Consider the following 18,309-nt stretch of genomic DNA (forward strand, 5'->3'; position numbering starts at 1 on the left):
CGCGTCGTCACCGCCGGCCCGGGAGCTCCCCTGGGCTGGCGGCTCGCGTGGCCCCTTCCTCTCGATGGATGTCAGGGCCGCCTGGCAATGTTCGTGTTGTTTAGACACGAAGCCTCGCCGTCTTCTCGCGGCGGAGGTCTGTCAGGAGCGGGTCATGTCGTTGAAGGAGCTGGCGCGGCAAACGGTGCGAATCACGGAGCAGGGGACGTATGTCGCGCCCTCGGGGCGGCACGTCTCGCTGGGGAGCCTGGTGGAGCGCGCCGTGAGCGGGACGGTGCTGTATCGCCCCGGCGACTTCGAGCGGCTCTCCGTGCCGGAGCGGAGCCCGGAGCCTCGGGTGCCCCGCCTGGAAGTCACGGGCGAGAAGACGGGACAGGCCGCGCGGCGCCTGATGGAAGAAGAGGGCGAGACGCGGGTCGCCGCGCTCAACTTCGCCTCCGCGAAGAACCCCGGAGGTGGCTTCCTGGGTGGCGCGAAGGCGCAGGAGGAGGACCTGGCGCGTTGCTCGGCGCTCTACCCGTGCCTCATGTCGCAGCGGGACTACTACGACACGAATCGGGCCGAGCGCTCGATGCTGTACACGGACCACCTCATCTACTCGCCGGACGTGCCGTTCTTCCGGGACGACTCGCTGGAGTTGTTGGAGCGGCCCTTCTGCCTCTCCGTGCTCACCGCGCCCGCGCCCAATGCCGGCCAGGCGCTCCGCGTGGACCCGCGCGCGCGTCCCCAGGTCCATGCCGCCTTGCGAGCGCGGGCGCTGAAGGTTCTACAAGTGGCGGCGCACCAGGAGCACGAGGTCCTCGTCCTGGGCGCGTGGGGCTGCGGCGTCTTCCGCAACGAGCCGGCGGAGGCGGCCCACGCCTTCTCGCTCGCGCTGGCGGCGCTGCCCGGCGCCTTCAAGCGCGTGGTGTTCGCCGTGTACGAGCGGGGCGGAGACGGGCCCAACCTGCGCGCCTTCCGCGAGCACTTCTCCTGACGCGGAAGGCCGGGGCGCGGCGCGGATTTAACTCGGTTTAATTCCACCTCCGCTCCGGTTTGGACGACAACTCCCTCAAGCGTTCACTTCAGGGGGAAGCCGATGCGAGGGGATTGGGGCGGTCCGGGGGAATCGCCGGTGGGTGTGGCGCGGGCGTCGGACGTCGCCGCGTCCGCGGGAGGGCTGTCATGGGTCTCTCGCGCGCGGGATGCTCGCACCGTTCGTGTCCTCGTCGGCCCCACGGGGATGCTGTCGGTGCTGGAGGACTTCGCGCGCGGCGTGGGGGGCGCCGCCGCGAGTCCGGGCATGGTGGGGGACGTCCTGCGCTGGTCCGGGTGGCAGGTGGACTTCGACGTCACCCAGCTGGAGGGGTTGGCGGCGTACCACCAGTTCCTCTCCACCGGTACGCTCTCCGAAGCGGTGTGCGAGGCGCGCGGCGTCTCCACGGCGACGCTCCAGGTCGCGGTGGGGGAGGCCCGCTTCGTGGGCGCGGAGCGCACGCAGACGTGGCTCGGCCAGGAGGCCAGCGTCTTCACCACCGACGAGAAGACCGGACGCGAGGCCTTCCACTACACCGCGCTCCTGGGCAACCTGGTCCTGCGCAGCCGGGGCGAGGTGGGGGACACGAGCAGCCAGCTCCACGAAGTCACGTTGACGGGCGTGGCCCACCAGCTCGTGCAGGCGCTGCGCCGGGTGCACCCGAGGACGGCGGCGCATGGCGACACGGCGGCGCTCGTCTTCACGGCGGACGAGGCCGAGCGGCTTCGTCAGGGCGCTCGTGACTGGCTGCGCGCCGCCGAGGAAGGACACCCGCCTGGAGAAGACGGCGCGCCCGAGTGGGTGCGGCGGATGGCTGGCGCGGAGTCCTCGGAGGAGGCCCTCACCTGGCTCTTCACCTCCGCGAGCGATGCGGCGCGGGTGGCGGAGCGCGTGCTGGAGCTGGGAGCGTTCCTCCTGGAGGCGGACGCGGCGACGGCCCAGGCGTGAGGGGTGGGCGCCGCAGACGGCGCCGGGACTTCAGGGGTAGCGAGCGAAGACGGGCGCGGCCATGGACACCGACTCCGTGGACAGCTCCGGCTCCGTGCGGGTCAGCGGCTGATAGGCATCCACGGGTGACGCGCATCCGACGGCGAACTCCGCGGCCTCGCGCAGCTTCTCCAGCGCCCGCTCCGTACAGTGGAGCGTGATGAGGGGAAGAAAGCCCGGCTCGCTCATCCACTTCACCGCACCCAGCAGGTGATGCGCGCTCAGGAAGTCCGTCACCGCGTTGCGCAAGGCGCGGTTCTCCTCTCCCGCGGCCTGCAGGACAGCCCGCCTGTCTCGGGGGGGCGGGGCCGCTCGGGGCCCCCGCTCTTCCCGGGGCATGATGATGGTCTCAATCCACATCGGAGCGCCCTCCGGACGGAAAACCCAATGGCGCGCTGACCAGGTGAGGCTGCTTGCTCTCTGGCCATCGGGAAGCTGGAGAATGATGCGCGATTTCACTTCGAGTTGTTTCTCTTCGCGCGCCAATTCCTTCTCGGAGGGCGACAAATTGTGAAAAATCGGAGTGACCCTGAAACACACGATGTCTGGCATTGGCCCACAGGGTGGGTGGATTCCGCGTAGGCGCGGGCCCTCACCTGTCCACGGGCGGACATAGGGATACGGCCAGAGGGTATGTCAGGCTGGGGTACATGAGACCTGGCCGCGCGGTGAGCCCCAAGACGCTGCATCCGACGCTTCTCACCTTGGGTGAGGGCGAGCGAGCGCGGTGGGCAGGGGGCGTTTCCTGAGTCGGCCCGAGGTCCATCATGCCCACCGGAACGCCCTCCCATCGCAGTCGTCGCAGGCCCGCCGCGGGCACCGCCGTGAGAGCGAGCCGCGTGTCGCGTGAGGAGGGCACGCGGGCCGTCACGCCGCGAGGGCTGGGGCCGCCCGCCGTCTTCGTGGGGCGCAAGCAGGAGCTCCAGCGGCTGAGCACGCTGTTGCGAAAGGTGCGCACCGGCGTCGTCTATGGCCTGCCGGGCGTGGGCAAGTCCGCGCTGGTGGCGGCCGTGGCCGCGAAGCATCGAGGGCCCGTCGTCCACCGCCGCATCGCCCCCGGCGACACACTGGACGCGGTGGTCGACGACGCGCGGCGCCTGTTGCGCGAGGCCCCGGTGGCGCAGGCCTTGTCGGACGACTCGCGACTGGAGGACCTGGCGCGGGAGCTGGAGGCGCGCCGGGCCTTGTTCGTCCTGGATGACCTGCACGTGTTGAGGCCAGAGGAGCGGCTGGCGCTGGTGGAAGGGCTCAGCGGGCGGCTGCGCCACGGCGCGCTGCTGGCCACCTCGCGCGAGGAGGTGCCGCGCCATGCCGCGAGCCCGGACCGCTTCGAGCTGCGGCTGGATGGATTGCCGGAGGCCGCGGCGAAGCTGTTGTGGCGTCAGCTGGACACGCTGTACGGCGCCCGGGAGGGCTTCGCCGCCGCGTGGGCCCGCTCGCGAGGCGTGCCGTTCCTGCTTCGCCGCGCGCATGCGAATGACGCGGACGTGGAGGAGCCGGTGCGGGCGGCCCTCGCCGCGCTGCCTCCAGACGAGCGACACCTGGCCGCGGTGCTGGCCCTGTCGGAGCTGCCGCTGCCCGCCTCCGCCCTGCGCGACGTGCTGCCCGGGGAGGCCGCTGGCGAGGCGCTGCGAAGGCTGGGCGCGCGGCTCCTCGTGGAGACGGATGCGCGCGGCCGCCACGGCGTGCATGACCTGGTGCGCGAGGCATTCCAGACGCTGCTGACGGCCGACGAGGCGCGCGCCGCGCACGAGGCCCTCCTGTGCCTGCTCGAGCGCGAGCCGCTGCCGGAGGTGGTGCGGGTGCGCGCGATGTGCCGACACCTCCAGGCCCTGGGGCGCCATGAGCAGCGCCGGACCTTCATCGTCGAGCAGGCGGAGGCGCTCGTGCGGCAGGGCGCGGCCGGTGAACTGCTGGCGTTGCTGGGCTCGCTGCCGCCCGCGCTGCGCACGCCGGACGTGGGGCTGGCCAGGGCGCGGGCGCAGGTGCGGCTGTTGGACTTGCGCCGGGCCTATTCGGAGCTGCTGGAGCTGCGCGCCTCGCTCGGGGACGCAGAGGACGCGGCGCTGAGCGAGCAGGTGGGCACGGTGCTGGTGCGGGTGGCCCTCTTCTCGCTGGAGTTGGACGCGTGCGAGCGGACGCTGGGCGCCATGCCCATGCCGCGCGACGCGGAGGTCTTCCTCCAGCAGTTGCTCGCCTGGGCCGCGCTGCGCTTCTTCCAGGGCCGGCTGGACGAGTCCCTGGAGATGCTGGACGCCGCGGGCACCGCGTCCGAGGACAAGCGCGTGCTGGGCTGGTGCGCCTATGCCCGTGCGCTGATGTGCTGGATTGAAGGCCGGGACGAGGGGCTCGAGGAGCCGCTGAGCCAGTGTCTGAGCTTGCTGGAAGGCGCGCCGCTCAACTCGCGCGGGCCGCTGGTGGCCGCGATGTCCGCGGGCATCCTCAGTCGGCTGGGGCGCTTCACGCAGGCCCAGGCCGCGCTGGATGGCGCGCGCGAGCGGCTGGGAGAGCTGGGCGCGCCGAGGCTCGCGCTGGAGCTGGACTGCATCGCCGCGCTGGTGCTCGGGGAGCGAGGAGAGCGCCGCGCCGCGCTGGCCGGACTGCGAGAGGTGGCCGGCCGGGCGGAGCAGGGGGGCTATCTCTTCATCCACCACCTCTCCCGCGTCGGCGCGGGCCGCATGCTGCTGGAGCTGGGGCGCCGCGCGGAGGGACTGGCGCTGCTGGAAGAGGCTGCGGCTGCCGCACGCGCGCGCGGTGCCGAGGGGCTGGCCCGCGCCGCCGAGGCGGCCCGCTCCTCGGACGTGCTGCGCCAGGTGGAGCGCCCCTCCGCCGTGGAGCCTCGCGAGGTGCGCCCGGGCGTGGCGGCGCGACAGCGGGCCCTGGCGGCGCTGGCCGCGGCGACGGCGGGCGACAGCGTGCGCGCCGAGGGATTGCTGGCGTCACTGGAGCCCCTGGCGCGAGGCGAGGACTTCGCGCTGGAGCGCGCGCTGGCCCACCTGTCCCGGGCGCTGCTGCACCGGCTCTCCGAGCGTGCGGGTGAGGCCCGAGGCTCGCTGGAGGCGGCGGCTCGCTCCGCATCGGAAGGCGCGGCGGACCCGGAGCTGATTCCGGAGCTGGCGCGCACGCTCGCCTCGCTGCGGGTGGTGACGTCCCACGGCTCGCGCCTCGCCGTCGAGGCACCCGCCGCCGCGTCCGACGCCGTGGTGCTGGACGCCAGGGACCATGCGCTGCGCGCGGGAGGCCAGACTGTCTCGCTGGCGAAGCGCGTGCTTCCTCGCCGCCTGCTGTACGCGCTGGCCCGGCAGCCGGGGCGCACGCTGTCGAAGGAGGCGTGCGTGCGGGCCATGTGGGAGGCGGACTATGACCCACGCCTGCACGACAACGCGCTGCGCGTCCACGTGCGCCACCTGCGGGAGATGCTGGAGGGCACCGGCGCGCGCCTCGTGTTCGAGGATCCGGGCTATCGGCTCGAGGTGCCTCGGGGCTTCGCCTTCGTGCGCGACGAGCCCGGCGCGAGCTAGAGCGGCAGGTCCACCACGAAGGTCGCGCCACCGCCGGGCGAGTCCTCCACGCGGATGTGCCCGCCGTGCGCCTCGACAATCTGCCGGACGATATAGAGGCCCAGCCCCATGCCCCCGGTCCGCTGCGCGTTGTCGCCCTGGGTGAAGCGCTCGAAGATGCGCTCGCGGTCCTTCTCCGGGACGCCCTGGCCGCTGTCTCTGACTTGGAGCCGCAGGGTGCCGCCGTAGCGCGTGAGCGAGAGGTGCACCGGATTTCCGGAGCCGTAGCGCAGGGCATTGGACAACAGGTTGCTCACCACCTGCTCCATCCGCAGCCGGTCGAAGCGGCCCATCATCGGCCCCTCCACCGAGGCGTTGAGCTGCACGCCCATGTGACGGGCCTCGTCGCTGAAGCGCGCGACAAGGTCGCCGACGACGGCCGCGAGGTCGCCCTCGGTGAGGTGGAAGTCCAGCTTGCCGGTGCGGATGCGGCTGACATCCAGCAGGTTGTCCACCAGCGCGCTCAGCCTGCGCAGCTGCCGCTCGGTGGCCCCCAGCTTCGCCTGGACCTTGGGGGAGCCGAGCGTCTCCATGGGCGTGTTCTCTCCCATGCGTTGCAGCAGCTGGGCCTGGAGGCGCAGCGACGTCAGCGGCGTGCGCAGCTCGTGGCTGGCCAGCGAGAGGAAGTCGTCGCGCGTGCGCACCGCCTCCTGCAGCGCGGACTCCGTCTCCTTCAGCGCGGTGATGTCCAGGATGGCGCCCCGGAAGACCACCACCTTGCCCGTCGCGTCGCGCAGCACCCGGGCCCGGCTGGTGAGCCAGTGCCACGTCCCGTCCGGCCAGTACGTCCGGAAGGTGGAGGTGTACGAATCCATCTTGCCCGCGAAGATGTCATCCAGTTGCGCCTGGACTCCGGGGCGGTCGTCGGGGTGAAGCGATTCGATGAAGCGCTCGTGGGTCCACTCCGCCAGCGGATGGGGGTAGCCGTAGAGCCGGTCATGTCCCTCCGAGCGGAACACCTGCCCGGTGGCCAGGTTCGTCTCCCAGACGGCCATCTGCGCCGAGTCCAGGGCCACCTGGAAGCGCTCGCCGAGCTGACGGAAGCGCTCCTCGGTTCGGGCCACCTCGTTCTCCGCGCGCTGGCGGCGGGTGATGTCGGCGGCGAGCACCCACGTCTCCTCGCCCACCACCTGGACATTCACGTCCAGCCAGGTGCGCGAGGGCAGCTCCGCCAGGAAGCGTCCGCCTTCGCGGGTGGCGAGCGCTGCCATCAGCCGCTCGTGCAGCGAGGTGCCCGCCAGCGCGGGCTCCGCCACCCAGGGCTCCTGGCCTCGGAGCTCGTCGGCGGGGAGGCCCAGCAGCGCGGCGGCGCGACCGTTGACCTCGCGAATGCGCCCCTGGGCGTCGAGCGAGAGGAACGCCTCGCTCATCATCTCGCGCAGGACGCACAGGCGCGCGTCGGCGGAGAGCCCTGCCTCGTCGGCGGCGACGGCAGGCAACACTCGCGTGTCGTGAGAGGTGTCTTTAGGGGGGCCGGACACGGGGGACGGCGCGGAGTTCATGTAGACCTGAACCGTCCCCTGACGCTCCAAATGCGTCAAGTCGCCTCCTCCGGTTGGAGAGTCATGACGCGGCCCTGCGTCCGCACGCCGGGCCATCCAGCGGCCTTTGCCTCGGCCCCTCTTCCGGCTGACTCCGCGAGGAGGGCGGGACATGCGACTCAGGACCCGCCTGAGAGCGCGGTCGGGTCCTCGATGGGTGTCGGCATGACCCACAGGCCCGTGGGCTGGAGGTACGCCTGGTCGAAGGCGTAAAGGATGCCGTTCCACCGGTCCGGGAAGAGGGCCCAGTTGTACTCCGTGGGCGGCGACGTCAGGGGATTTCCATCGCGGTCCGGCTGGCTGTACGCATAGTCGGCGTAGTTCCAGACCACCGTGCCGAACTCCGTGCGCAGCAGCGGGGTGAGAATCTGGAGCAGCGCGACACGCGACACCTCGTCCGGCGGCTGGACCGAGGGCGAGAAGACAGGCTGGGCCATGTCGTGCTGCTCGCGCCAGGCGATGTAGTTGTTGCCCATGGCCACCAGCGCGTCGCGCTCGGCCGCCGTCGGAGCCACGCGGGCCTTCTCGTAGAGGGCGAAGGCGGCCACCAGCAGGCTCTTGTAGTGCATGCCCGGGAAGACCTGGTCGAGCAGGTAGGGACGCGGGACATCGTTCGCGTGCGCCAGCGCGTAGACATAGGCCTGCGAGGCCTGAGAGGGCACCGCGTCCACCAGGGTGAACTCCGCGAGCACGCGCTCCGGCGTCACCGCGCCCGCGCCCTGACGCCAATCCATGTACAGCTGGCCCGAGCCGCCGATGTCATTGAAGATGGCGAGGTTGCCCTCGTGGAGCGTGCGCTCCAGCGTCACGACGATGCTCTCCGCCTTGTCGAGCGGCCAGAAGCCCGGAGCACTCGAGTAGAGCGCGGCGAAGCGCGCGGCGGTGGCGCTCAGCGTGCGCACGTCCAGCAGCGCCGCGCTGTTGAGGGAGGTGATGAGCGAGGCGAGCGAGGCGGCCACGTCGATGGGCAGTCCGCGCAACACCAGCTCCAACCCCAGCTGCTCCGGAGCGACGCGGAGCTGGGCGTCGAGTCCCACGCGCTGAAGCGCATGAAGCACCGACAAGGAGGGCTGTCCGCGCGCGGCGGCGATGACCCGCCGGGCGATGGCCGTGCCGAGCATTCCCTCGCCACCCGTCTGCGAGGCATGGGGGGCGAAGGTGAACCAGTTGGGCCGCACGGCGCTGGCACCACCGGGTTGGAGCGTCGGGTCCAGCACCGCGCCCACCGCATAGGCGAGCTCGATGTAGCCCAGGGTGATGCGGCGGTTGTCCTCCAGCGGAGTGGCCGCGGGCTGGGCCTGGGTCGACGCGGACGTCAGAGCGGTGGCCAGCGCCAGGACGCAGAAGAGGCGGGACGAGGGAGCAGAACGAAGGAGGCGCATGGGGACACCGGCGGAGACAGGTGTGGGGCCCTGGGGAGGTAGTCACGGGGCATGTCCAACCCAAGCCGTACCGACTCCGCCGTATTGCAGCAGTGTTCGAAGGACGACGAATGCGGACCGGATGAAGCCCATGTGCCTCATCAGCGGGGCTGTTTCAGCGTGGGTGCGTCACGCCCTTACAGGTGCCGAGCGGCGTGCTCCACCCACAGCGAGCCCGGAGCGGTGAAGACATCCGTCGCGTGGGCCTCGGTGACCCACCAGCTTCCTCGGGCGAGCTCCTCCTCGAGCTGGCCGGGGGCCCAGACCGACAGGCCATCGAAGGTGAGCGAGCTGCCGACGGGCAGGCGCGGCTCCCGGCTCCCCTCGTACCAGGACAGGCCGGTCAGCAGGGGCTGGGCTCCCTCGGGTGGTGGGCTGGCCAGCGTGAGCGTGGTGCGGTGTCCGGTGCTGACCGGGCCACCCCAGCGGTCCACGCCCTCGGGGAGAGGTTGGTTCTGGTGGGTGCGCACGCGGTTGAGGACCAGCCCCCAGGTGCTCCGCGCCGGCCCTGCCTCCAGCAGCAACACCACCGTCTCATCGAAGGCGCTCGACACGCGACCGGGCCGGGAGACGAGGAGCGCGCCTGGCTTCAGCTCCACGGGCTCGTGCTCCAGCGCCTTGAGCATGTCGATGAGGCGGGGAAAGAGCACGAGCATCGACAGCGCGGCGAGGAGCCACAACAGCGCCCCATGTCTCCGGACCAGGGTCCTCACGTCGCGGCGCTCACGCGGATGACGGCGTGCTGACGCGAGGGAGGCGCCGTTGTCGAGGCCGCCATCATCACGGCTTGCGAGGCGGCGGGGCGGGCTGCTGGAGCTCCGCCTGATGCTCCGCCTTGAAGCGGGCGAGGGCCACGGCGGGGTCGATGTCCTCGAGCCGCTCGGTCTTCTCGCGCGAGGAGGCGGTGAGCTGCTCCAGGTCGGCCGTGGCGTTCTGCTTCTTGCCGCCGTGCAGCCAGCGCAGCGTCAGCACGAAGACGACGTAGATGCCGAGGGCGATGAGCCCGTACTTGAGGAGCCACCCGGCCAGTCCGATGACGATGCCGATGGTGGCCAGGGCGAGCAGGATGCCGATGGGGACGAGCACGCCCACCTTGACGAGTGTCTCCTTGTCCTTCCTCTGCATGAAGCCTCCCCCAGCGTCGACAGCGGACGCGAGCCACGCTCCGCGTTCCGCGACGGGACAGCATAGGTTGAACAGCGGGCGACTGTAAGAGCGGGGCGACGCCGCGCTCTCCCAGGAACTCGAACCGGTTACTTCAGCCGGGCCAGGTCCAAGGGAGTGTCCACGTCCTCGTCGCCGCCCGGCAGTGGGACGGTGACGACGCGCGAGGGCTCATGGGCAATCACGCCGCGAGCGCCCTGCTCGGGAGGGAGTGACGCGAGCTCGTCGAACACGGAGCGCGCGAACAGGGCGGGCACGCCACGTGTTCCGTCGTACGCGGAGGCGACGATGGCGGCACCCGTGCTTCGCCACGTGGCCACGAGTGCCGCGAGGTGCGCGGCCCCGACGGTGAGTTGATCGCACAGCATGACGAGCACGCCGTCCACCGAGGGCGCGCCGGGGGCGGAGTTCGAGAGCAGCGCCGAGAGTCCCGTCGTCAGGGACCCACCCGGCCCGAGCGCCCAGTCGGGGTGCGTCACGAGCTGAACGGGGAGCCCGTTCAGCTCCGAGGCGATGGCCTCCCGGTGAGCGCCCAGGACGACGACCACGGGCCCACCACCGAGGGACACGGCTGCCTCCGCTGCTCGGCGAATCAGCGTCTTTCCCTGGTGGACGACGAGCTGCTTGGGGTGCCCGAGGCGAGAGGAGCCACCCGCGGCCAGCAACACCACACCCACCGTCGTGCGTGTGAGGGTGGGGTCGCCCACGTCTGGAGTGCCCTGTCCGGTTACACAGCCATCCGAGCGGGAAGCCGCGTCATGGGCGTCAGGCGTTGCCCGTTGCTCGCTCCCCATGCCTGCGGCGACTGAAGCGAGGCCTGTCCGTGGCGGCGACCGCGGCTGGCGCCCGGTCGTGTGTGTTGGAGAGACGGCGACTGAAGCGAGGCGTGTCCGTGGATGCGATGGCTCCTCGCGCCTGGCCGTGCCTGCTGGGATAGGAGCTGCGGCGCCACGCGTGTGGGAAGCGCCCGGTCGCGGGTCTTCTGTCACGCGAGCTTCCGCACGGGAGGAGCCGCCGCCGTGTGGATGGGGGCGTCTCGCTCGCGCAGCTTCCCTCCCTCGCGGTCAGCGACGACGGCCTGGAGCTCGGCGACGATGGACAGGGCAATCTCCTCAGCGCCCTCCGCGCCCAGGTCCAGGCCCACCGGTGCGTGGAGCTTCTCCAGCATCGCCGCGCTGGGGGCAGAGGAGAGCGCCGCGAGCAACCTGTCCGTGCGAGAGCGAGGCCCCAGCACGCCCAGGTAGCGCAAGGGCCGAGGCAACAGGCTCGCCAGCAGCTCCTGGTCCTGAGGCAGGCTGTGCGTCATCAACACCACCAGCGTCCGGGGAGACAGCGGCACGGCCGACGCGGCCTCACGCGCCTTCGCGGACACCACCGCGTGCGCCAGGGGGAAGCGACGACGCAAGCTCTCCGTGGGACGGTCGGCGACGACCGTCACCTGCCATCCCAGCCCCGCGGCCTGGGTCACGACAGGGGCCACATCGAAGCCACTTCCGAAGAGCACCAGCGAATGAGGCGGCTCCACCACCTCCACCAGCACGTCGGCCCCGCCGCACGGTCCGCTCCAGGTGCGGCCCACTTCCAGCGCCTCGAGAGCGGCCTCGCGAACAGCGTCACCCAGGGGGCCCGCGAGGTGCCCGACCTCCAGCCCGTCATCGCGCAGCAGCAGCCGAGCACCCACCGCGTGGATCGGCCCCTGATACACGGTGGCCACCACGGCGCGGCGTCCCAGGTTTCGGGCCTCGGCGGCGAACGCGAGCGCATCCCCGGGGCCCGGCTCGCAGCGCTCCAGCAGGACGTCCACGACGCCATTGCAGCCGAGCGCGAAGGAGAAGCTTCCCTCGTCCTCGGCGCCTTCGCCCGTGGAGTCGTAGCGCAGCACGCGCGGGCCGGTGCTCGTCCAGAAGAACGCCTTGCGGACGATGTCGGCCTCCAGGCACCCGCCGCTGACGCCGCCAGCGAGCCAGCCGTCCTCGCCCATCAACATCCGGGCACCGGGCTTTCGGTACGACGAACCGGACACGGCGACCACCGTGGCCAGTACCCAGGGGCCTCGCGAGTGCGCGCGAGCGCGGAGGATGGCGTCCAGGTCCTTCATGTTCCGCCGCTCATCGTAGCAGAGGCGCGGGCGTCAGCGGACCACGGAGCTGTCGTGGGGCTTCACCGGCACGGAGTCTGTCGAGAACCGAGCGAGCACCCGCGCGGCGAGTCGAGCACCTTCCACGCAGAGGAAGACGAGGAGCACCGGCTCGATGAAGTACTTGAACCGCATGTTCTCGCCCTTCTCGAACAGGACGCTCACCGTGACGACGAACAGCACGGGCAGCACCAGCCCGGCCACGCGGAGCCAGGCGGCCCGGTCCTCGAGTCTCCTCAAGGCGGGCACCCCGGTGACGAGCAGCAGCAGCCAGAGCAGGGGCGAGGAGAAGACGAAGTCGAGCGGCTCGCGCCACGGCAGCCGGTCCACCAGGACATGGGGCTGGTAGCGACTGGAGGGCTCTCCATACAGCGACGCATTCTCCGCGAAGGAGGCCAGCGTCACGGAGAGGGGTTGTTCGAGCAGCGCCCGGCGACACACGTACTTCAAGCCCACCGAGTAGCGCAGGGCATCCAGGTGGTTGTAGTTGTAGTAACCCCCCAGCTTCTCGTCCTGGCGCAGCACGGCGGCGCTCGAAGGAGAGGGCAGCGAAGCGGGCAACACGTGCGGAGGTAGGCGCACGCCGCCGAGGTCGGGCTCGCCCTGGCCGATGGCTCGGCAGAAGTTGAGCCCGTCGAAGGTGGACGTCATCGACGTGCCGAACAGCACGAGCTGCTTGGCGACGTAGGGCCCCGCGAAGAGCGCCACCACCGCCAGGTACCGCCCCACGCGACGCAACGGGACGCTCCTCAGCAGGAGGCACAGGGCCACGAGCAGGAAGAAGGGCCACTGGAAGATGGAGCGCACGAAGAAGAGGATGAGCGACGCGGCCGCGAGCCGGGCGATGGAGCCGTCCTCGCGTTCAAGTCGCCACAGCTCGAAGCAGAACCACAGGAAGCCGAGCGCGCTGGCCGCGGTGCTGTCCAGCAACGTGGCGAAGGCGAGGGCACCCGGGTGCAGCGCCGTCCCCCCCGCGCCGATGAGCGCCGCTGTCCTGCCCGCCAGCCGATACACCCAGGTGAAGACGAGCGTCACCGTCGCCGCGAACACGAGCGCCCACGCGACGTAGGTCCACCGGTCCACGGCGTCCACCAGCGCCATGCCGTCGAGCGAGCCGTGGACCCAGGCGAGCACTGCGCGGAACACGTCCAGCAGGGGAGGCTGGATGTGCAGGTACCAGAGCGAGCGCACCGGCTCCTCACGCAGCTCCCGGAGCGACAGCGTCTGCATCATCCGCTCGGAGTTCCATGCCTGGAAGCGCAGCCCGTCCGTCGTGAACCGGCGGAACAGCGCCTCCATGATGAGCAGGAACAGGAACGACGCCGCGAAGACGACGCCCTGCTCGCGTCGGCTGGCGACGCGACGGACGGGCTTCGCTGAAGGAGCCGAGGGGAGGGGAGAGGAGTCAACCACCACGGCGGAGTCTCGCAGCCTCTCCGGCCTCCCGTACAGGGGCCCTCACGCTCAAGCCCGCGCCCACCTCCGACGAATCGCGAGGGCCGCCATGGTCAGCAGCCCGAGAGGACCCGCGAAGCCGCTCCCCGTCGCTCCGCAGCCACCGTCATCGTCGGTCTTCCCCGGTACCTCTTCCCCGGGCCCGGAGTCAGGAGCCCCTGCGTCCGGGGCGCCCGTGTCTGGAGTGCCATCGCCCGCGTCTGGAGTGCCATTGCCGGCGTCTGGAGTGCCATTGCCCGCGTCGGGTGTCTCGGTAACCGGACCGGACGAATCCCCATATGCGCCGATGTGCCTCGGTGGGGTTACGGTGCGTGACTCGGCCGAGACGTGCTTCACGTACTGCCAGTCCACGGGGAGGGAGGCGGCCTCCGAGGGCGCTGCCACGGCGGCCCCGCGCAGCGGCGAGCCCTGGGCCAGGTGGAAGTCCTGGCCCGCGAGGTCCACGAAGCCGGGCGTCGTGCCAGTCAGGTTACCGCCGGTGTCCACGACGGAGACCGGAACTCCGGCGAAGGTGGACACATAGCCCGGCTTGTACCAGTTGCCGCCATGCCGCAACGTGCCAGGCTCGTCCGTGAGTGACAGCGTATTGCCTCCCGCCGCGGCCACCAGGACGACGTTGCTGGTGACGTGGGCCGTCTGGGCATTCGAGGACAGCCGCAGCAGCGTGGTGCGGTCCGTGCGCGAGGAGACGACGGTGTTGTGGAAGAAGTAGAGCTGGGAGCGGTACGTGGACGTCGTCCCGTTGTCCCCGCCGAAGTGGACGATTTGCCGGTTACCGGCGCCCTCGGGCTCCAGCAGCACGTTGCCGTAGACGAAGGTGCGCGAGTAGGACGCCGCCGCGCGGACGGTCGCGCTGTCCGACTCGACGAGGTCCAGTTGCCGGTTGCCGCCCTCAATCCAGTTGTAGCGGATGACGGTGCCGGCGGACCGGTCTTTCAGGTTGTTTCCCTGACACCCGGTGCACAGCGGCCCGAAGCGGTTGAACTGGTAGGTGATGCCCAGCGCCTCGGTATAGGCGTTGTGCTCCAGGATGCTGCCGGAGTTGCCGTTGCCGAAGAGGTGATTGCGCTCGATGAGCAGGTCCGACGTCTCGTTGGCGACGAACAGGCCGTTGCCGCTGTCCTCCAGGACGCAGCCGCGAATGGTGAGGTGCTCGCCCTTCTCGATGAAGATGGCGGAGGCGTTGGTGGTGTAGGTGGAAGCTCCGCTGCGGCCGGTGAAGGACCCTCGAGCGCGGCGCAGGTGCAGGTCCTCCACCACCAGGTAGGCGGGCACCGTGTCGGCGGGCGTGTTGGAGCCGCCAATCTTCAGGATGCCGCGCTGCTCGCTCCAGAAGTTGAGCTGCGAGCGCGTCGTCGCGTTCTCCCCGACGATGACCGGCAGGTTGCCCGCCGCGTCGCGCACGCCGCGCACGGTGATGGGCGCGGAGGCCGTGCCGCGCACTCCCAGCACCCACTTCTCCGCATAGGGCGTCGGGCGCGCGTGGATGAACACGGTGTCACCAGGCTGGAGCGACTCCCAGGGCACCGCGCCAATGCTGGCGAAGGGCTGGCCAGGGCCGACGCGGTACTCGGTGGCCTGGGCGACGAGCGACTGGAGCAGGACGAGGAAGACCCATCGGAAACGGTGCATTTCACGGAGTGTGACGCGGCTGTCGGGAAGCGGTCCACCCTGTGTCGTGGCAGGGCGGGCGACTCGGGCCGGCGCGTGGGAAAGGAGGACAGGGGGACTGGATGATTCCTCCGGCCCGGGGTGTAGTTCTCCCCCGCATGCCCCACCTGCGTCAGGTCTTCATCATCCAGGCCCTTCGCGAGCTCGGTCGGCTGGCCCCGGACCTCGCTCGCAACCGGGCGGAGCGCTCCCTGGAGGCCAGCCTCCAGAGCCTGCGCGAGGCCTGTCTCACGACGCTGGGCATGGAGCTGGACACGCTGACGCTGTTCGACGCGCGCTCCGTGGTGCGGCTCTTCGCGCACGCGGAGCAGGCGCGCATCCTCGCCCACCTGATGGACGAGCGGGCGCGGACGCTCGCGGAGCACGGCGACTTCGTGGGCGCCCTCTCGGACACCGTCTACGCGGGGCAGCTCCTGTCATGCTCCCGCCAGCGCTTCGGCGTGCTGCGAGACGCGGGCGCGGCGGACGCCCTGGAGCGCGAGCTGCCCAAGCCTCCGACCTGAGTTCGGGCCCGAGCCGCGCTTCTCAAGACGCGACGCGAGCCCGGGGCCGGCGAACGGCCTGGGCGCCACAGGCCACCGCGTGCCGCGCGAGCGCCTCGTCCAACGCCGCGTCGTCCAGCTTCACGCCCTTCTCGCGCCAGAGGTTGTCCACCTGGAGCACTCCCTCGCGCACGCGGGCCTCCACCCGTCCCACGAGCTGGCCCCGGTGGAGCAGCGGACACACGTACCAGCCCCACTGGCGCTGCGCGGCGGGCTTGTAGACCTCCCAGATGTAGTCGAAGCCGAACGCGACGCTCACCAGTCCCCTGTCCCACAGCACCGGGTCCAAGGGCCCGAGGATGCGCATCCTCGTGTCCGGCTCCGGGAACTCCCGCTCCCGGAAGCCCGAGGGCGCCAGGTACCGACGGGGTGAGCCCGGCACGGTGACTTCCTCGAGCACGCCCTCGGCGACCAGCGTGTCGGGCAGCGCGGAGGTGCGCACGTCGGACAGCATGGACCAGTGCGGTCCGCTCGCGCGGCTCAAGAGGCCCGCGGCCTCCACGCGCTCGCCCAGGGCCCAGTGCTCGAAGGCGCTCTTCACGCGGGCCTCGGCCATCTTCGGCAGGGCGCGTCCGGGAACGTCGTACACCTTGCCGCCAGGGCCGCGTCCGCACACCACCACCTGGCAGCGCGTCCAGAGGACCTCCAGCGCCATGGCGGTGGCGCGCGCGGTGCCCTTCCAGCCGCTCCAGTCGATGGGCACCACCGCGCCATGGTCCTTCAGCTCGCGAGAGGACGACGGGCCTCGCTGAGTCACCTCGTCCAGCACGGCGTGCAACACCGGCTCGGGGATGCGCTTGAGCCGCTCCTCCAGCCTCCACCAGGGCGCCTGGGCCGCGCGCTCGCGGTAGTACGGGAAGGCGCTCGCGGGCAGCAGGCAGCGCTCCTTGGCGAAGTGCTCGAAGGCGTGGCCCGGCAGCAGGTGGCGGTACACGTCGCCGCGCGTGATTCCCTCCACGCGCGCCAGCGCCACCAGGTCCGCGTTGGTGCCGATGACATCCAGCGGGTCCAACTGGATGCAGCGCAGCGACTTGAGGAGCGCGCGAACTCCGCGCGCCCCGGGAGCTGACAGGGGGCGCGCGAGTCCCAGTTGTCCGACGAGGTAGCGCCGCGCCTCGTCGGGCGGCAGCACGGTGGGAGCGGGAAGCGAAGGCGAAGGCACGGCGCGGACGTTAACCGGTGCCCCCGGCTCAGTCGCGCTCGGGTGGAGCCTCGTCTTCCTCCTCCTCGACGGCGCTGCCCACGGGCTCGGGCTCCAGGCGGGCCTGTCGCTGGCTGGCCTCCCAGGACTCCTCCGCGTCATGGGCGTGGACGACGGAGGCCGCCGCGTCATCCTGGGCGCTCGCCCAGGTGGTGTGCCCTCCGGCGTAGCCCTCCAGGGGACGAGCGCCTCGTCGGGCCTCCACCGCCAGGTCCTTCTCTTCCTGCTCGCGCAGCCGCTGTCGCTCCTGCTCCCGCTCGCGCTGGTGCTGTCGGTCGATGATGGGGTCGTCCGCCATGGTGCTGACACCTCCTGTCAGCAACGTGCGGACGACGCCCGACGACGGCAGCGAACCGGCGCGGCGCCATGACGGGCCGCATGCTCGGTGGGCGAGCGGTGTCCGCCCGTCGCCCACCCAGGCGCCCTCAGCCCGCTCGCATGCGCAGCACCACCTTGCCCGTGGCGCGCCGGCTCTCCAGCTCCCGCAGGGCCTGCGCTCCCTGCTCCAGGGGGAAGACGCTTCCCACCACCGGCTCCAGGAGCCCCTGGTCCGCCATCGCCTCCAGGTCCTTGGCGATGGTCGCCGTCAGCGACGGCTCATGAAGCAGGAAGCCGCCCCACGCCACGCCCACGACGTCGATGTTGCGCAGGAGCAGGCGGTTCACGGCGACCTCGGGGATGCGGCCTCCCGCGAAGCCCACCACCAGCAGCCGTCCCTCCGGCGCCAGCGCCTTGAGGCTCTTGTCGAAGATGTCGCCGCCCACCGGGTCCAACACCACGTTGACGCCCAGGCCGCCTGTCTTCTCCTTCACCTGCGAGAGCCAGTCCCCGCTCGACAGCAGCACCTCGTGCGCTCCCGCCCTGCGGGCGACCTCCGCCTTGCGCTCGTCACTCACCACCGCGAGCACCCGCGCTCCCGCGCCGCGCGCCACCTGCACGGACGCCGTGCCCACTCCACCCGCCGCGCCGTGCACCAGCACGGTCTCGCCGGCCTTCAAGCGCCCGCGCCGGTGCAGCGCGAAGTGCGCCGTGTGGTAGTTCATCACCACGCCCGCCGCCGCCTCGAAGCTCCACCGCGCGGGGATGCGGAACACCATGTCCGGCGAAATCGCCGCGATTTCCGCGAAGCCTCCCAACCCGAAGCTGAACGCCATCACCCGGTCGCCCGGCTTCACCGCCGCGCCCGCGGGCGCCGAGCGCACCACGCCCGCCACCTCCACGCCCGGCACGAAGGGCACCGGCGGCTTCAGCTGGTACTGCCCCCGGGTGAGCAGCAGGTCCGGAAAGCTCACCCCCGCGGCCACCACGTCGATGAGCACCGCGTCCGCTGCGTCGGGCTCTGGAACCTCCACCAGCGTGAGGCCCTCGGGTCCTTCCAGTCGCTGCAACTGAAGTGCGCGCATGTCCCTTCCTCCCGGCGGGCGAGCCTCGCGCACCGCACCTCATCCGCAAAGGGACACAGCGCGCTCTCGTGGATATCCCTGTCAGGCGCCGTGCGCGGCACGCGTCCTTCGGCGAGATTCCGGCGTCCGGCCGGTGCGGCCCTACACGCCCTGGGTGCTTGAAGTCGCTGGTTCGAATCCAGCTCTCCCGACTGTCTTTCCGGGAGATAGCT

The 18,309-nt window shown here is 71.3% G+C and carries 16 protein-coding genes; 4 read left to right on the forward strand and 12 right to left on the reverse strand.

Going from position 1 to position 18,309, the window contains the following annotated elements:
• The first annotated feature begins 154 nt into the window (after positions 1-154).
• Positions 155-976, forward strand: coding sequence for a TIGR02452 family protein (locus tag LZ199_RS43840; RefSeq protein WP_253999794.1), 822 nt, complete (start codon positions 155-157; stop codon positions 974-976).
• Between the two features lie 102 nt (positions 977-1,078).
• Positions 1,079-1,963, forward strand: a complete 885-nt coding sequence (locus tag LZ199_RS43845) for a hypothetical protein (protein WP_253999795.1) — start codon at positions 1,079-1,081, stop codon at positions 1,961-1,963.
• 30 nt (positions 1,964-1,993) lie between these two features.
• Here the strand turns inward: LZ199_RS43845 and LZ199_RS43850 are convergent, their stop codons facing one another.
• The gene (locus tag LZ199_RS43850) at positions 1,994-2,251 is read right to left on the reverse strand and encodes a hypothetical protein (protein WP_253999796.1); all 258 of its coding nucleotides are present in this window, start codon (positions 2,249-2,251) and stop codon (positions 1,994-1,996) included.
• 518 nt (positions 2,252-2,769) lie between these two features.
• Here LZ199_RS43850 and LZ199_RS43855 point away from each other — a divergent pair.
• A complete protein-coding gene (locus LZ199_RS43855) occupies positions 2,770-5,523 on the forward strand; it encodes a winged helix-turn-helix domain-containing protein (protein ID WP_253999797.1) in 2,754 nt (917 codons plus the stop codon).
• Here the strand turns inward: LZ199_RS43855 and LZ199_RS43860 are convergent.
• From LZ199_RS43860 to LZ199_RS43895, 8 genes are all read right to left on the reverse strand, one after another.
• Entirely contained in the window at positions 5,520-7,004 is a 1,485-nt protein-coding gene (locus LZ199_RS43860) for a sensor histidine kinase (protein WP_253999798.1), read from the reverse strand. The two genes, LZ199_RS43855 and LZ199_RS43860, sit on opposite strands and share 4 nt — an antisense overlap.
• Positions 7,005-7,222: 218 nt before the next feature.
• Entirely contained in the window at positions 7,223-8,485 is a 1,263-nt protein-coding gene (locus LZ199_RS43865) for a hypothetical protein (protein WP_253999799.1), read from the reverse strand.
• A 176-nt stretch (positions 8,486-8,661) separates the two neighbouring features.
• Positions 8,662-9,237, reverse strand: coding sequence for a YqgE/AlgH family protein (locus LZ199_RS43870; RefSeq protein ID WP_253999800.1), 576 nt, complete (start codon positions 9,235-9,237; stop codon positions 8,662-8,664).
• Between the two features lie 67 nt (positions 9,238-9,304).
• A complete protein-coding gene (locus LZ199_RS43875) occupies positions 9,305-9,649 on the reverse strand; it encodes a hypothetical protein (RefSeq protein ID WP_253999801.1) in 345 nt (114 codons plus the stop codon).
• Between the two features lie 128 nt (positions 9,650-9,777).
• Positions 9,778-10,395 carry a nucleotidyltransferase family protein gene (locus tag LZ199_RS43880; RefSeq protein WP_253999802.1) on the reverse strand — a complete coding sequence of 206 codons (618 nt, stop codon included), beginning with the start codon at positions 10,393-10,395 and terminating at the stop codon, positions 9,778-9,780.
• A gap of 278 nt (positions 10,396-10,673) precedes the next feature.
• The gene (locus LZ199_RS43885; RefSeq protein WP_253999803.1) at positions 10,674-11,786 is read right to left on the reverse strand and encodes an XdhC family protein; all 1,113 of its coding nucleotides are present in this window, start codon (positions 11,784-11,786) and stop codon (positions 10,674-10,676) included.
• 33 nt (positions 11,787-11,819) lie between these two features.
• Positions 11,820-13,241, reverse strand: coding sequence for a hypothetical protein (locus LZ199_RS43890; protein WP_253999804.1), 1,422 nt, complete (start codon positions 13,239-13,241; stop codon positions 11,820-11,822).
• A 48-nt stretch (positions 13,242-13,289) separates the two neighbouring features.
• Positions 13,290-14,912 carry a right-handed parallel beta-helix repeat-containing protein gene (locus tag LZ199_RS43895; RefSeq protein ID WP_253999805.1) on the reverse strand — a complete coding sequence of 541 codons (1,623 nt, stop codon included), beginning with the start codon at positions 14,910-14,912 and terminating at the stop codon, positions 13,290-13,292.
• Between the two features lie 137 nt (positions 14,913-15,049).
• Here LZ199_RS43895 and LZ199_RS43900 point away from each other — a divergent pair, with 137 nt between their 5' ends.
• On the forward strand, positions 15,050-15,454 hold the full coding sequence (locus LZ199_RS43900) for a hypothetical protein (protein WP_253999806.1): 405 nt from the start codon (positions 15,050-15,052) through the stop codon (positions 15,452-15,454).
• A gap of 22 nt (positions 15,455-15,476) precedes the next feature.
• Here LZ199_RS43900 and LZ199_RS43905 read toward each other — a convergent pair whose 3' ends face one another.
• From LZ199_RS43905 to LZ199_RS43915, 3 genes are all read right to left on the reverse strand, one after another.
• Entirely contained in the window at positions 15,477-16,655 is a 1,179-nt protein-coding gene (locus LZ199_RS43905; RefSeq protein WP_253999807.1) for a winged helix-turn-helix domain-containing protein, read from the reverse strand.
• Between the two features lie 28 nt (positions 16,656-16,683).
• Positions 16,684-16,992 (reverse strand): hypothetical protein, encoded by a 309-nt coding sequence (locus LZ199_RS43910; protein ID WP_253999808.1) that lies wholly within the window; start codon positions 16,990-16,992, stop codon positions 16,684-16,686.
• A 127-nt stretch (positions 16,993-17,119) separates the two neighbouring features.
• Complete coding sequence (locus LZ199_RS43915) at positions 17,120-18,097, reverse strand: NADPH:quinone oxidoreductase family protein (protein ID WP_253999809.1); 978 nt, start codon at positions 18,095-18,097, stop codon at positions 17,120-17,122.
• Positions 18,098-18,309 lie beyond the last annotated feature (212 nt).

Origin of the sequence: Myxococcus qinghaiensis (genome assembly GCF_024198215.1) — a bacterium.
GTDB classification, from domain to species: Bacteria; Myxococcota; Myxococcia; order Myxococcales; family Myxococcaceae; genus Myxococcus; species Myxococcus qinghaiensis.

What these genes read in the sequence shown, in the direction of transcription:
- LZ199_RS43840 (WP_253999794.1), top strand. Translation starts at nt 155, where the DNA reads ATGTCGTTGAAGGAGCTGGCGCGGCAAACGGTGCGAATCACGGAGCAG.
- LZ199_RS43845 (WP_253999795.1), top strand. Translation starts at nt 1,079, where the DNA reads ATGCGAGGGGATTGGGGCGGTCCGGGGGAATCGCCGGTGGGTGTGGCG.
- LZ199_RS43855 (WP_253999797.1), top strand. Translation starts at nt 2,770, where the DNA reads ATGCCCACCGGAACGCCCTCCCATCGCAGTCGTCGCAGGCCCGCCGCG.
- LZ199_RS43865 (WP_253999799.1), bottom strand. Translation starts at nt 8,485, where the DNA reads ATGCGCCTCCTTCGTTCTGCTCCCTCGTCCCGCCTCTTCTGCGTCCTG.
- LZ199_RS43875 (WP_253999801.1), bottom strand. Translation starts at nt 9,649, where the DNA reads ATGCAGAGGAAGGACAAGGAGACACTCGTCAAGGTGGGCGTGCTCGTC.
- LZ199_RS43885 (WP_253999803.1), bottom strand. Translation starts at nt 11,786, where the DNA reads ATGAAGGACCTGGACGCCATCCTCCGCGCTCGCGCGCACTCGCGAGGC.
- LZ199_RS43895 (WP_253999805.1), bottom strand. Translation starts at nt 14,912, where the DNA reads ATGCACCGTTTCCGATGGGTCTTCCTCGTCCTGCTCCAGTCGCTCGTC.
- LZ199_RS43900 (WP_253999806.1), top strand. Translation starts at nt 15,050, where the DNA reads ATGCCCCACCTGCGTCAGGTCTTCATCATCCAGGCCCTTCGCGAGCTC.
- LZ199_RS43910 (WP_253999808.1), bottom strand. Translation starts at nt 16,992, where the DNA reads ATGGCGGACGACCCCATCATCGACCGACAGCACCAGCGCGAGCGGGAG.
- LZ199_RS43915 (WP_253999809.1), bottom strand. Translation starts at nt 18,097, where the DNA reads ATGCGCGCACTTCAGTTGCAGCGACTGGAAGGACCCGAGGGCCTCACG.